This window comes from Priestia koreensis, from assembly GCF_022646885.1.
Classification (GTDB): Bacteria; Bacillota; Bacilli; order Bacillales; family Bacillaceae_H; genus Bacillus_AG; species Bacillus_AG koreensis_A.
On record NZ_CP061868.1, the window covers coordinates 4483859 to 4497791 of the forward strand.

The 13933-nt window shown below is 40.4% G+C and carries 12 protein-coding genes and 1 pseudogene; 6 read left to right on the forward strand and 7 right to left on the reverse strand.

The annotated features are described in order from the left end of the window. Positions 1–106: 106 nt before the first annotated feature. The 6 genes from IE339_RS23305 to IE339_RS23330 form a co-directional block, all read right to left on the reverse strand. Entirely contained in the window at positions 107–853 is a 747-nt protein-coding gene (locus tag IE339_RS23305) for a LytR/AlgR family response regulator transcription factor (RefSeq protein WP_242172451.1), read from the reverse strand. Further along, the gene (locus IE339_RS23310; RefSeq protein ID WP_242172457.1) at positions 831–2606 is read right to left on the reverse strand and encodes a sensor histidine kinase; all 1776 of its coding nucleotides are present in this window, start codon (positions 2604–2606) and stop codon (positions 831–833) included. Before IE339_RS23310 ends, IE339_RS23305 begins: the two co-directional genes overlap by 23 nt. A gap of 46 nt (positions 2607–2652) precedes the next feature. Further along, positions 2653–4893: a sensor domain-containing protein gene (locus IE339_RS23315; RefSeq protein WP_242172459.1), complete on the reverse strand. Its 2241-nt coding sequence runs from the start codon at positions 4891–4893 to the stop codon at positions 2653–2655. A 269-nt stretch (positions 4894–5162) separates the two neighbouring features. After that, complete coding sequence (larA, locus tag IE339_RS23320) at positions 5163–6425, reverse strand: nickel-dependent lactate racemase (protein WP_242172461.1); 1263 nt, start codon at positions 6423–6425, stop codon at positions 5163–5165. Positions 6426–6441: 16 nt separating this feature from the next. After that, positions 6442–7563 carry a 2-keto-3-deoxygluconate permease gene (locus tag IE339_RS23325; RefSeq protein ID WP_242172463.1) on the reverse strand — a complete coding sequence of 374 codons (1122 nt, stop codon included), beginning with the start codon at positions 7561–7563 and terminating at the stop codon, positions 6442–6444. A gap of 6 nt (positions 7564–7569) precedes the next feature. Continuing rightward, positions 7570–8721, reverse strand: a complete 1152-nt coding sequence (locus IE339_RS23330) for a glycerate kinase (protein WP_242172465.1) — start codon at positions 8719–8721, stop codon at positions 7570–7572. Positions 8722–8866: 145 nt separating this feature from the next. Here IE339_RS23330 and IE339_RS23335 point away from each other — a divergent pair, with 145 nt between their 5' ends. Together IE339_RS23335 and IE339_RS23340 are read left to right on the forward strand one after the other, a co-directional pair. After that, positions 8867–9964: a CdaR family transcriptional regulator gene (locus tag IE339_RS23335; protein WP_242172467.1), complete on the forward strand. Its 1098-nt coding sequence runs from the start codon at positions 8867–8869 to the stop codon at positions 9962–9964. After that, a pseudogene (locus IE339_RS23340) lies at positions 9943–10095 on the forward strand (helix-turn-helix domain-containing protein); the annotation flags it as partial. The gene IE339_RS23335 and the pseudogene IE339_RS23340, both read left to right, overlap by 22 nt. 14 nt (positions 10096–10109) lie before the next feature. Here the strand turns inward: IE339_RS23340 and IE339_RS23345 are convergent. Continuing rightward, positions 10110–10538: a MarR family winged helix-turn-helix transcriptional regulator gene (locus IE339_RS23345; RefSeq protein WP_242172469.1), complete on the reverse strand. Its 429-nt coding sequence runs from the start codon at positions 10536–10538 to the stop codon at positions 10110–10112. Between the two features lie 125 nt (positions 10539–10663). Here IE339_RS23345 and IE339_RS23350 point away from each other — a divergent pair, with 125 nt between their 5' ends. From IE339_RS23350 to IE339_RS23365, 4 genes are all read left to right on the forward strand, one after another. Next, positions 10664–11068, forward strand: a complete 405-nt coding sequence (locus IE339_RS23350) for a CidA/LrgA family holin-like protein (protein ID WP_242176293.1) — start codon at positions 10664–10666, stop codon at positions 11066–11068. Then, the gene (locus IE339_RS23355) at positions 11038–11730 is read left to right on the forward strand and encodes an LrgB family protein (protein WP_242172471.1); all 693 of its coding nucleotides are present in this window, start codon (positions 11038–11040) and stop codon (positions 11728–11730) included. Before IE339_RS23350 ends, IE339_RS23355 begins: the two co-directional genes overlap by 31 nt. A 141-nt stretch (positions 11731–11871) precedes the next feature. Beyond that, positions 11872–12549 (forward strand): response regulator transcription factor, encoded by a 678-nt coding sequence (locus IE339_RS23360; RefSeq protein ID WP_242172473.1) that lies wholly within the window; start codon positions 11872–11874, stop codon positions 12547–12549. Further along, the gene (locus IE339_RS23365; RefSeq protein WP_242172475.1) at positions 12546–13925 is read left to right on the forward strand and encodes a sensor histidine kinase; all 1380 of its coding nucleotides are present in this window, start codon (positions 12546–12548) and stop codon (positions 13923–13925) included. Before IE339_RS23360 ends, IE339_RS23365 begins: the two co-directional genes overlap by 4 nt. The last annotated feature ends 8 nt before the right edge of the window (positions 13926–13933 follow it).

Sequence of the window (13933 nt, forward strand, 5' to 3'; positions counted from 1 at the left end):
TCTCACTATAACAAATGAAATAAAAAATGTTAGCGTTTTCATAGAAAGTAGCGAGATATAGGAGATGAAACGCAGAATTTAGGGGTTGAAATGCTTTATAAAAGAGTTAAAATCCAATTCGTTGTCTTAGTTCTTTTACATACGTACGACTAACTGGCACCTTCAATCCATTTTTCATCACTAGATTATAGGTAGAGTTAAACCAAGGCTCGATTTCAACAATCTGATGGATATTCACTAAATAGCTTCTATGAACACGCAAAAACGTATCACTCATCAGTTTTTTCTCAATGGTCACAAGTGTATCAGCAATTTTAAATGATTCTTCCTTTGTCTGAATAACGGTCTTGCCTTCTGATGTAGCAACAAAAAGAATATGTTGAACATCAATTAGGACAATCTTCTCGTCAGTAGATACAGCTAACTTTCCTACTAGTGGTTCAGCTGTAGCACTTTGGGAAACCTTTGCCGATGATTCTACAGAAGTATGGGGCATTTGATGCTTTATTTTCTGAACTGTTTTCCTAATTCGATCTTCATCGAAAGGTTTCAAGATATAATCAACAGCGTCTAAATCAAAAGCTTGCAGAGCAAATTCATCATAGGCTGTTGCGAACACAATGGCTGGTACATGATCGAGACGACGCAATTCAGCTGCAAGCTGTAAGCCACTATCCTGTGAAAGCTCAATATCTAAAAAAGCAAGGTCTGGTTTTAATACGGCGATCTGTTCAATTGCATCTAACAGACTGCTAGATTCGCCTACAATATCAACTTCACGCGTTCGTAACAGCAAATATTTCAATTCATCTCGTGCCAAAGGTTCATCATCAACTATAAATGCCTTCATCATATGAGCTATACCCTCCTGTTTGTTTTAAAGGAATTTTGATCTGAATAGATGTTCCCTTCTCTTCCTCACTTTCAATACGAAAAGTCGCTTCTTTTCCATAAATTCCATAAAGTCTCTCTTTAATATTAACAAGAGCTGTACCTGTTCCATGTGTCGAAAAAACCGTTTCCTTTCCCAGTACCTGTAGCTTGTCAGCAGAAATACCATGACCGTTATCTCTAACCTGAATACGTAAGTGATCATGATCGGCTGAGACTTCTACCTTCACTTCTCCCCTTTTCATTTTTGAAAAGGCATGACGGATACTGTTTTCCACAAGAGGCTGCAAAACGAACGGAGGCAGCAATTGATTCTCAAGTCCCTCTTCAATGCTCCAATCCACCTCATAGCGATCTGGAAAGCGGGCCTGTTCTAAAGAGAGATAGGCCTTTACATGCTCGATTTCTTTTTCGAGTGAGATCAGCATTTGCCTTGCCCCCTGCAAATTACTACGAAAAAAGTGGCTAAGCTCTAACAAAAGCTTTCTTGCTTTTTCAGGATTCGTGCGACATAAAACAGAAATGGTGTTAATCGCGTTAAAAAGAAAATGCGGGTGAATTTGGGCTTGAAGTGCTTTGACTTCAGCATCTTTTAACAATTTACTTTGCTGCTCCGCTTCTCCTAACTCGAGCTGAGTCGAAAATAGATTTGCCAATCCCTCTGCTAGCTCTCTTTCTACCTCCGTTAATTGACTTGGATTATTAAAGTACAGCTTTAACGTTCCAACTGTCTGATCATGCAATCTGAGAGGAAGTACGACTGCTGCTCGGAGTGGACATCGCTCATTCTGACAAAGAATCTCCTCTCGGCTCCTTGCCATAAGCACCGTCCCCTCTTTTAACACTTTTTTCGTTAGTTCAGTTGAAAAGCCAAGAGTAGGCTTATGATGATCAGAAGCTGCCCCAACATGCGCTAATACTCCTTCTGCATTTGTAATTGCGATCGCATCTGCATCCGTTAGCTCTAGCATCAGCTCCGCTACTCGTTGACACGATTCGGGATTTAACCCCTTACGGAAAAATGGAAGGGTCTGATCCGCAATGTAGAAAGCTTTGCTCGTTTGGAGTGCTCTTGTTTTTTCACGTTCACGCAGAATGTTTTGAATAATAATCATAAACAACAGCATCCCAAGACCATTAATAATAATCATGGGAATACCAATTACTTTTACTAAATTCCACGCGATGTCAAAAGGCTTTGTCACAATTAAAATAAGACCCATTTGAGTTATTTCCATGATGATACCCATCATCACCGCGAAGGGAGCTGTAATTGTGCCTCGACGCTTACGAACCATACCAACGTATCCCGCTATTCCTCCGGCTAAAATAGCTGAGATCGCACACGCTGTAGCGGTAAAACCGCCCATTAAATAGCGATGCAGGCCGGCAATTAGACCGATTCCTACACCAACGACAGGTCCTCCTAGCATCGAACCAATCGTAATGCCCATAATTCTTGTATTCGCAATGGCACTATCAGGCTCAATCGCAATGAGCCAGCTATTTTCCGTAATGGAGTTTGGATGAATTTTAATGCCCGTATAATTGCTCATCACACCAAACAAGCCAAAGATAACGACAAGAATCATTTTTTCTTTCACTGTTTGGCTTTGATCAATAACCTTACGAAACGATTTCATTTGAGCTAAGAGAAAGGCGACAATCAGCACAACTCCTACCCGTTCAATCATTAGCGGAATTAGGCTAATCATAGATAATCTCCTCTCTGATTTTACATACGCTGCCTCATGTTTTATCTTACTGAATGATTTCTCTACGGACAATCCCTTGTCGCAGAAGCTCCTTTACTTCCTGTAATGGAAGCGGTCGGCTAAATAAATATCCTTGACCAAGCTCACAGCCGTTCTGAATTAAAAATTGCTGCTGGTCTTCTGTCTCAATTCCTTCGGCAATCACCGTGAAATTAAGATTGGTTCCCATATCAATAATGGTTTTCACGATCGCTCCTCCGTTAGAATCCTCGACAATATCATCCACAAACGACTTATCAATTTTAATTTTATCGATAGGTAGGTGCTTTAAATAACTAAGCGATGAATACCCTGTTCCAAAATCATCAATGGATAACTTAAATCCCAGTTCTTTTAATTGATTTAAAATAAGGAGGGATTCGTCAATATTTTGAATAATACTCTCCGTAATTTCTAGCTCTACACAAGAAGGAATAATCCCTAGCTCTTGAACAACTCGCTCTACGCACTCGATAAAATCTTCTTCCTGCATTTGACGCACTGAAATGTTAATCGAGATTGGAATATCAGATAAACCGGCATCTCTCCACTGCTTATTTTGCCTGCATGCCTCTTGTAGAACCCACTTTCCAAGCGGAACAATTAATCCTGTCTCCTCAGCTAATGGAATAAATTCACCTGGCGAGATAAATCCATGCGTAGGATGAACCCAGCGCAACAAAGCCTCAACTCCCACAATCATTCCTGTTTTTAAATCCACCTGAGGCTGATAGTGAATCATAAAGCTCTCTTGCTCGATTGCTTTACGCAAGGCCGTTTCAAGCTCCATTTTTCGTAGTGAAAGACTGTTCAACTGCGGATGGTAAAATTGAAAGTTGTTTTTCCCTCGATCTTTTGCTAAATACATTGCTGTATCTGCCTGTCGAATGAGCGTTTCCTCATCCTCACCATCTTCTGGATACATGCTAATGCCAATACTAGGAGTGATAAAATACTCCTGTCCGTTCAGCTCTAAAGGTGGGGCAAATTCATTGATTAATTGTCTAGCGAGATCCTTCGTTTTAATGTGATCTGTATCTTCTAATAGGATGATAAACTCATCTCCACCTAGACGTGCAACCATTCCCATCTGTTGAACTCTTCTCTGTAACCGGTTAGCGACCTTTTTTAGTAGTTGATCCCCAATGCTATGACCTTTCGTGTCGTTAATAACTTTAAAGCGGTCTAGATCTAGGAATAGCACCGCTAGTGTCTGCGCCTCTGATTTATTTAGCATATCGTTTAAGTACTTCCGAAACATATAACGGTTTGGAAGACCTGTAAGCGCATCGTAATAAGCCATGAACTCAATCGTTTGCTTGGCCCTTTTCTGATCTGTAATGTCATGAACAATAATTTGTTTAGCTAATCGTCCTTCGTATAATGTTGGGACAGCTGACATTTCTAGATCTCTTTTTATTCCGTCTGGAGCAGTCAGCTGAAATTCAAAGCTTTTGCATACACCGCTATTTGAATTTTTCTCTATTATTCGAAGCTCATTCAGCACTTCTTCAGGAAAGATATTTTCAAGAGGTTGTCCGATCAATTCCTGAGGATTTGAAATACCAGCGAACTCGCACCCTGCCCCGTTTGCATAGTCAATCTTTCCTTTGCTCACGACTGCAATCATATCTGGAGACATTTCTACTAGGCTTCGATAACGTTCTTCGCTTTCTTTTCGATCTGTAATATCAAATAAAACGCTCGTAAAATCAATAAACTGTCCATTTTCGTCCAATGTCGGGATGCCGCGGTCCTGAATCCACCTTACTTCACCATCTTTTCGTTGAATCCGGTAAATACTAATCACAGATTCCCCTCTTGCAAGAAGCTTCTCTCGTTCGTTAATAATGGAAAGGTCTTCTGGGTGAATGACTTTTTTCCACAGCAGCTTATCCTCATAAAACTCATTCAATGAATAATCATAAAGCTTTTGAATACCAGATGTAATTAAAAGATGGTCCGTCTTTAAGTCATGTGACCAAACCGCTACATCGAGCGTGTCAAAAATATTCTTCAGCTTTTGTTTGTTGGCCTGTAGCTCGATATTTGTTTTGTGCATATCACGCTGCATAAAGATCGGAATGGCCATAATTCCTACTAAAATCGTAACGTCTAGTAATAGTTTCGGAACGATCTGGAATGATTCCAAATAATAATAGCCTAACTCAAGTAGCAATTTAATAATAATGACAAAACCAAAGAGCAAAAACCATTTTCGCCGATAGATTTTCGTAATTGATTTCATGTGAGCGTACTCCCTTTGTTCGCGTTCTAACGATCTTTTGTTTAATATATTACAAGCCATTTTCTGTTACAATAGTTAATTCCTTTTTTAGAAAATTTAACCTTTTACAGATCACAGCCTGGCTTCATACCTATTACATCGGCTCAAGATCATGATGATTTAAATTCTTCTACTTGCTTTAGAATGCATGCTCCAAGGAAGGGGCCATTCGACAGCGAAATAAAAAAGCAGCTCCCCAGTCCTAAAGTAGACTGAAGAACTGCTTATTTTTATTCTTCGACGTAAGGAATCGTTAAAGGGCCGAGGGGAAGAACAGCGACTGACATGTTCTCACCATATTTAGCTTTCAGCTCTTCTAACGTTTTTTCAATGTTATGACTGGGCTTCAGCATAGCTCCTTCGACCTGCTCATCGGTTAATTTCGAATGTACATAAACGTCTGCCCATACTTGAGTGACCGCTTGTTTTTGTACCTGCCATTGATCAAACATTTTAAAGCTAGGATCTTCAATTAGTGCCAGTAATTCCTCGGGGGTCTTCGCGAATTCAAAGATTCTCGCATAATTCCCGTGGCTTGGGAGGCCGTCCGAGCATTCCGATGCAATAATAATCGTCCCACCTTTTTTCACAATTTTATGGGCCGCGCTCATTCCTTTTACCGCCTGATAAAGGTTTTGATCAAGCGGATAGCCTGAGTTGGATGTAATCACGACATCAAAGCGTTCTTCACAGCGAATCATGGCGTGTTCCTTCACAAATTCACAGCCCCGGTCATGAGCTTCATATAATTCTCCTGCGAATACGGCGGTAATTTCCTTGTCTCGATTCAATGTGACATTTAGCATAAAATCTGGGGTGCACATCCTGTTAATTTCGCGCGTCATATCTTGGACAGGATTGTTCACCATATTCCCCCACGTTGATTTAGAATCTCCAATCATACGTGCATTGTGAAAAGTCATAATGGTTTCAATTCCTGCAATTCCAGGCATAATTCCTTTAGGTCCACCCGAAAACCCTGCAAAGAAATGAGGTTCAATAAAACCTGTCACAATTCGGAAGTCTGATTCCACGTAATCTTTGTTTAAATACACATCGCAGCCGAATGTGCTTTCGCCTACTTTGACAAGCTGTTCGTCATTATGACACTGGTTGTTTACAATACGTATGTTCTCAACGACCCATTCACCAAGCATTTGAACGAATTCTTCTCTTGTTTGATCACGATGTGTGCCTGTTCCATTAATGATGACAAAATTCTCTAGTGGGACGTGGTGAAGCTCTTCAATCAGGAGTGGAACCAATAAGTGATTGGGTGTTGGACGTGTAATATCACTTATTACAATCGCTACTTGATCAGATGACTTCACCATTTCACGAAGTGGCAAGGTTCCAATCGGATCTCGCAACGCTTCTTGAACTGCTTTTCTTTCATCTGGAACACCAGACATATGTGGTGGTTCAGTAATAAACGAATGATTCGGAACTTGTATCGTCAAGCCTTCTTTTCCGTATAGTAAGGTAGTTTCCAACTATATCTCCCTCTTTCTATGATTTCGTCACTGTTGAGGTTTGTGGATGAGTCGTAAAGGACCCTTTCTCTTTTTTACCGTCAATTCCTCTTTTTCGCTGATACTTATCGACTAAAATGACGACAATCGGACATAGAATAGCGGTCGTTAATACGGCTATTGAAATTTGGGCCGTCGCAATGTTAGCAATTTCCGCATAGCTCGCGGCCTCCGCTTTTGTCATCATTCCTGAACTTGCGGCCACGCTTGCTGCTGCGGCAATGGCCGCTGGTGTTCCAACTGCATTTCCTGCTGTTGAGGCTTCAGCCACTGGCGCAATGACGCTCTTTTCTCTGAAAAGCTTAAAGACGAGAATTCCTGTGAACCCTGTTAAAATCGTCGTTAAGAAACCTAACGTTAATCCAGCCGCAACAACGGACGGATTAAAGAAATTAGCGAAATTCATTCCTGCTCCTAGTGCAAATGCAAAGAACGGTACGGGCAGAATTTCTCCTGGTTTTAAGAAGTCACGAATCTCTGGGTCTAAATTTCCTAAAATCATCCCCAATGCAATCGGTAATAATACCGCAATGAACGCAATGACTGGGAATTTTGATCCTAACAGCCCAAGAGACATAAGAGTAAAGAACGGGCCATCATTTAGGGATAAAACGGCTACAGCCCCGACGTCTGACCGATTACCGTACTGACCAGTTAGTGCGGCATACATGCCCCCGTTTCCATTCGTCATCGCAGCGATAATAGCAATGGTGGAGAGACCAAATACACCGTGCATAGGGTCAAACAAAATGCCGAATAACACACCGATTCCGAGCCCTGTCAGGTATTTTGAGGTCGTTAAAAGCACCCCTTTTTTTAATGCCGCTCCTCCTACCCTTAAGTTCATCTGACTTCCTGCACAGAAGAGAAAAAGTGCAATTAACACGAGTGCGCCGTTTTTAAAAAGAGCTTCTGAAAACCCACCGATACGCAAAAACTCGTAATTACCTTCTGGCGTTTGTGCTACGCCTAATGACTTTAACCCGTCCATAATTACCGGAATATGTAGCTGATCCACCGTATTCAGCAAAGCTCCTAGCATAAGCGGAACAACCATAAGACCACCTGGTACTTTTTCAATGGCTTGCTTAATTTTCATCTTTCTCTACCTACTTTCTTCGGCTTTTTGATGATAAAAATACGTTCTTGCCACTTGTTCGGCGCTTTGTTCTAGTAACTCTGCTGCGTTCTCCATCGCTTCACTTAAAGTCATCGGACGATTAACAATACTGTGGACACTAATCACACCATATTGATACAAAGCGTCGATTCCTACTCCAACAGACCCTGCTAAAATAATTGAATTTATGCCTTGATTCTGTGCCGCTTGGGCTACGCCCATAGGGGTTTTCCCTGAAGCCGTTTGAAAGTCCACTTGCCCTTCGCCCGTAATCACAAGATCCGCCCCTTCTAGGATCGTTTTAAGCCCGGTATGTTCTATTACAACGTCAATTCCTCGCATCGTTTTAGACGGGAAAAAGGCTTGAAAAGCTCCCCCAATTCCTCCAGCCGCCCCTGCACCTGGTAACGTATGAAGATGAACACCCGTTGCTTCCTCCACTTTATTAGCCCAATGTAGAACACAATTATCGAGCAAAGCAACTTGTTCAGCTGTTGCACCCTTTTGCGGGCCAAATACATAGGAAGCACCATTTGGACCTACGAGAGGGTTTTCCACATCAGAGGCTAAAAGAAACTGACAACCTTGAATGCGTTCATCGAAAGCTGAAAAATCAATTGAATGAAGTTTTTGAAGTGCAGCACCACCAAAGTGAAGCTCGTTTCCATCTCGATCTAAAAGCTTTAACCCCAACGCTTGAAGCATTCCAGCTCCACCGTCATTCGTAGCCGACCCACCAATAGCTAACACGAAGGATGTATAGCCATCGTCTAATGCTTGCTTAATGAGCTGACCTGTTCCAAATGTCGTTGCTTCAAGAGGATTTAACTGATGTGATGGAACCAAAATTAGCCCTGATGCTTTGGCCATTTCAATGACACACGTCACACCGTTTCCTAGCACACCATATTCAGCCTCTACTTCGCCTCCTAAAGGTCCCTTTACGATGACAGGAACCTTCTTTCCGTTTGTAGCTGCAACAAGGGTATCTAATGTTCCCTCTCCTCCATCAGCCATTGGCACACGATATGTTCTAGCCTTTGGAAAGGATTTTTTAATTCCCTGTTCGATTGCTTTTGTAGCTTCTACTGCACTAATGCTCCCCTTAAATGAATCCGTAGCGATGACAATCTTCATAAAATACACCTCACAAAGAAAACGCTTTCATATTTGTTTTAATTATACTAAACTGAAATGTATAAAACATCGGCTGTTTTAACTGAAAAAATATCGATTTAAACCATATTTTTTGTATTCATTAACTAAAAAAGGAGGAAAAACGATGTTATCAAAGGAAATTGCTGAAGCAATCGTGAATGAAACATCATTACGACTAAATCGAAATATTAATATCATGGACGAGCAGGGAATCATCATAGCTTCTGGAAATTCATCAAGAATTGATAGCATTCACGAAGGTGCTCTTCACGTTGTAAAAAGCGGTCAAACATTGATTATTTCTTCAAGAGAAAAAGGCCAATGGAAAGGATCGGAGCCAGGAATCAATCTTCCTATCGTTTTTCAAAAACGTATCGTTGGTGTTATTGGGATTACGGGTGAGCCTCGCGATGTGGAAGAGTTAGGTGGACTTGTAAAAATGACGACGGAACTCATGATTGAGCAACGCTTTATCGCTTCTCAATTCGAGTGGAAGCAACGAACAAAGGAAATGGTTATTGAAGAGCTACTAAAGCTATCTCCCTCTTATTCAACAATTGAAAGAGGATTAAATCTTCTTCAACTCGTCCTTTTACCTCCGTTCTCTGTTCACATCGTTCAAATGACAAATCGAAGTTTGACCAATCAACAGCTTATTCACCGAATTGAAGACATTCTTGAAGATTCTAACGTTCTGATTGGCTTTATTAACGTGAACCGAATTTTTATTGCTTCTTCAGGATGGTCAAACGAAAAAACAGCTCTCAAGCAACAAAAGCTGTACCGTGAATTAACAAAAATAGGCTTAACCTTCCGCTTTGCTTTCAGCACACCTTTTGAGTCCATGCGACAATTTCATCAAGCTTTTACAGACTGCGAATTATCATTAGAAATTAGTGACGAAACACAAGACTTTATTTCCTTTGCCAAGCTTGAGGCGAAATCCCTTCTCTATAAAATGGAACCCCTTTGGCTCGAACGCTTTTTAGAACGAACGATGAACGATATCGTGTTAAAGTATGAAAAAACGCTAGATGAATTTTTCAAACAAAACTTAAATATCCAACAAACGGCTGAGTCGCTGTTTATTCATCGCAATACGCTTATCTATCGATTAGATAAAATCAAACGAGAAACAGGCTATGACCCAAAGGATTTTTCGGATGCGTTAACGCTTCAGCTTGCTCTTTGGGGCTATGCGAGGAAGCAAAAACACTCATAACATATACACACCGACCGATCATGGAGATCGCTTCCCTTCTAAATTTTCACGATCAAAGTCATTTCACAAAGGTATTTAAAAAAGTAACGCAAACAACTCCGAAACAATTTCAAAAGGGGCTTCTCTCATAAAGGAGCCCCTTTTTTTATTCAATAAAAACATCATTCATCCGACTAATGAGTATACCAAATGTCTCTTTATCTTCTTCTGACCAGCCTTGAAGCATGCTCTCATATCGTTCAATTCGTAACTTTTTGTCCTTCTCCAATGCTTCTTTTCCTTTTTCCGTAATCATTAGTAAACTGACGCGTCGATCAGTAGGATCTGAAGATCGTGTAATGAGCTTCCTTTCCTCTAGCGCTGCAGCTTGACGTGAAAGAGTGGAAATATCCAGTTTAAAAGATGCTGCTAGCTCTTTTACTCGTGTAGCTCCCACTTCATCTAGCTCCCTTAACAGCAAATAAGGTGCTCGTTCAAGATGACCAATTTTACGATCAGATGTATCTAAGTAAACGGCTCTTCTGATGAAAGTCGTTAACTCATATTCAATTTGTTCAATTGAACTTTTTTTCATCGATTTTATTCACTCCTCGTTACGTCCTGCTCGTTGACAATACCAGACATAGTTGTATAATACAACTATATATTTGTAGTATGCAATTATTTTGGTGCGTTAAATAGAGAGGAACGATATTCTTGATTAAGATTATTCGGATTATCATTCAAATTATGATTTTATATGTGTTCTCCTTTGTTGGTGAATACGTTCATCAAATCTCACATCTTCCGATTCCAGGGAGTATCATTGGTCTTTTATTGCTTTTTATTCTATTACTATGCAAAGTAATTCCAGTGAAAATAATTGAAGATGGATCAAGCTTTTTATTAGCCTTTCTTCCTCTTTTATTTATACCTGCAATTACAGGGATTATGAAGTATCCGTCCCTTTTTTCACTAAACGGGGCGATTTTGTTTTTTATCATTATTGCAAGTACGATTCTAACAATGATTGTGGCAGGCTTTGTTAGTCAATTCTTAGAGCAAAAAGCAAATAGACGAAAGGAGGAAAAAGCATGCAACAAGCAATCTTCGCAATCGCTATGATTGTGCTCACGGTTATCGCCTACTTATTAATGGCGAAACTATACGTGCGCTTTTCGTATCCTATTTTTATTCCCGTTTTAACCACTACCATTCTTATGATCGTCATCCTCGTCGCGCTTCATATACCTTACGAGGAATATATGAGTGGTGGAAAGTGGATCAATTCCCTGCTAGGACCTGCCGTTGTTGCTCTTGCTTATCCTCTTTATAAACAGCGACACATTCTTTTAAAATACAGCTTTCCGATTTTAGGTGGAGTCATTGTTGGTCTTTTTTGCGGCATGATTAGTGGACTCGTTTTCGCAGAAATATTTGGCGTCGATCGGAATCTTATTTTATCAATTGTTCCAAAATCCATTACAACTCCTGTCGCCATCCAAATTGCTTCTGGGTTAGGTGGAATTCCTTCCATGACCATTGTATTTGTCATGATCGCAGGTTTTTCTGGTGTGATACTGGGTCCAATTGTCTTAAAATGGCTCCGTATTCACAGCTCACTTGGAAAAGGAATTGCTCTTGGCAGCGCCTCACATGCTTTAGGAACATCAAAGGCGCTAGAATACGGAGAGCTAACAGTATCTATGAGCTCTGTCTCGATGACGTTAAGTGCGATTTTAGGGTCGATACTGGGTCCAATTGTTGTTTGGATTTTTCATGTCTAACATCTCCATCATACGCTAAGCGAACCGACGAACAAAAGGAAGCATCGGAATCCCGGTGCTTCTTTCTTTTCTATTAAAAGCACTTTAGAATAGAGAAAAAGCTAGTATACGCTGGCTGTATTTTTTGAGGTGATGTTAAAAATGATTCATATCCTAATAGCAGATGATGATATACATATTCGGGAACTGCTCCGCCATTACCTTCAAACCGAAGGATACGTCGTGTTAGAGGCATCAGATGGAGTCGAGGCCTTACAAATTTTAGAACAACGCCAAGTTCAGTTAGCGATTGTCGATGTGATGATGCCTAATAAAGATGGTTTTCAGTTATGTGAGGAAATTCGTCGCTACTATGATTTTCCTATCGTCCTTCTAACTGCCAAAGATCAGCTTATAGATAAAGAACGTGGTTTTACAGTCGGAACAGATGATTACGTCACAAAGCCATTTGAGCCTCGCGAGCTCCTCTTTCGAATCAAAGCATTACTACGCCGCTATCAAATGGTGAGTTCAGAAAAAATCTTGTTAAACCAAACCATTATTGACCGGAGAAGCTATGAGGTTCAGGTAAAAGGAAAAACGATTATGCTGCCAATGCGTGAATTTGAACTGCTCGCACAGCTTGCTAGTTTTCCAAGTCGCGCCTTTTCAAGAGAGGAATTAATTCAGCTCGTTTGGGGTGCCGATTTTGATGGTGATGATCGTACGATTGATGTACATATTAAACGTCTAAGGGAGCGATTTGCAAACCATACAGATGACTTCCAGATCCAGACGGTACGAGGCGTTGGCTATAAATTGGAGGTTTCTAAACTGTGAGAACTCTTTATTTACGTATCTTCCTCACAACCATTTTCGTGATGATCTTAAGTAGTTTTTTCGCCTTTTTTCTCTCCAATGCCTATTACCAGTTCAAATTAAAGCCTGTAAATGACCAGAAGCTAATGAAGATGGCGAACGATATCAAAGATTTTTATGAACATAACGCGGAAGACAATATCAATGCCTATTTAACGAGCGTTGGTCATTTAGGCTATCAACTCTATTTAGTCGATGAACAGGAAAAAAACATGTTTTTTGGAAACAAATTTCGCAAAAACACATTAAAAACTGGGACCATTCAATCTGTGTTGGCAGGGAATACGTATCACGGAATTAAAGACTATCCCTCAAAGGTATTCATTACAGGTTTTTTCGAAAATGATCTCCGAAATACCGTTGGTGTTCCTATTACAGCCAACGGTAAGAAATATGCTTTATTTTTACGCCCTGACACAGAACTTCAAATCGGTGAGCTACGTATCTTTTTAGCCGTGTTACTCGTTCTTACTTTTTTCATTAGTGTACTACTCGTCATTATTAGTACGCGTTACATTGTAAAACCAATTACAAGACTAACGGACGCAACGAAAAGGCTCTCTAAAGGCGACTATAACCTACAATTAAACGTCAATAGACGCGATGAAATTGGTAGACTAGCTAGTCACTTCTCACAAATGGCGAAAGGACTTGAACAGGTAGAAGCGAGCCGGCAGGAATTTGTTTCAAACGTCTCACATGAAATTCAATCACCTCTATCATCTATACAAGGATTTTCTCAAACCTTGCAATCTCCCTCGTTACCTGAGGGAGAACGAAGACGATATTTAGAGATTATTGAACAAGAAAGTAAGCGCATGTCGCAGCTTAGCAAACAGTTGTTAACTCTTGCTTCGCTTGATAAGGAAGATGGGCTCTTAACAAAGACAACGTTCGATCTTTCAAACCAACTAAAGCAAGTACTCATGATGACCGAATGGCATTGGCGTGAAAAAGATATTGCTGTAGATATGGAGCTTCCAAGCACATTTGTCTTTGCTGATGAAAATCTTCTTCATCAGGTATGGACAAATCTTATTACCAATAGCATTAAGTTTACAGAGCCAGGGGGAACGATCTCCGTATCGATTCGTACACGTGACACTGATTGTATGGTCACCATTTCTGATACCGGAATAGGCATTGCCCCCTCTCAGATTGAGCATATTTTTGAACGTTTCTATAAAGCAGATAAAGCAAGAGATCGCAAGGAAGCAAGCAGTGGTTTAGGTCTAGCCATTGTGAAAAAGATCATTGATTTACACGAAGGAACCATTGATGTAAAAAGCGAGTTAGGTAAAGGGACGACTTTTATCGTGACCTTCGCAAAACGCTAATTATTCAT

Excerpts from the sequence above, each read along its gene's own strand:
- IE339_RS23305 (WP_242172451.1), bottom strand. The coding sequence starts at position 853 with ATGATGAAGGCATTTATAGTTGATGATGAACCTTTGGCACGAGATGAA.
- IE339_RS23310 (WP_242172457.1), bottom strand. The coding sequence starts at position 2,606 with ATGATTAGCCTAATTCCGCTAATGATTGAACGGGTAGGAGTTGTGCTG.
- IE339_RS23315 (WP_242172459.1), bottom strand. The coding sequence starts at position 4,893 with ATGAAATCAATTACGAAAATCTATCGGCGAAAATGGTTTTTGCTCTTT.
- IE339_RS23325 (WP_242172463.1), bottom strand. The coding sequence starts at position 7,563 with ATGAAAATTAAGCAAGCCATTGAAAAAGTACCAGGTGGTCTTATGGTT.
- IE339_RS23330 (WP_242172465.1), bottom strand. The coding sequence starts at position 8,721 with ATGAAGATTGTCATCGCTACGGATTCATTTAAGGGGAGCATTAGTGCA.
- IE339_RS23335 (WP_242172467.1), top strand. The coding sequence starts at position 8,867 with ATGTTATCAAAGGAAATTGCTGAAGCAATCGTGAATGAAACATCATTA.
- IE339_RS23345 (WP_242172469.1), bottom strand. The coding sequence starts at position 10,538 with ATGAAAAAAAGTTCAATTGAACAAATTGAATATGAGTTAACGACTTTC.
- IE339_RS23355 (WP_242172471.1), top strand. The coding sequence starts at position 11,038 with ATGCAACAAGCAATCTTCGCAATCGCTATGATTGTGCTCACGGTTATC.
- IE339_RS23360 (WP_242172473.1), top strand. The coding sequence starts at position 11,872 with ATGATTCATATCCTAATAGCAGATGATGATATACATATTCGGGAACTG.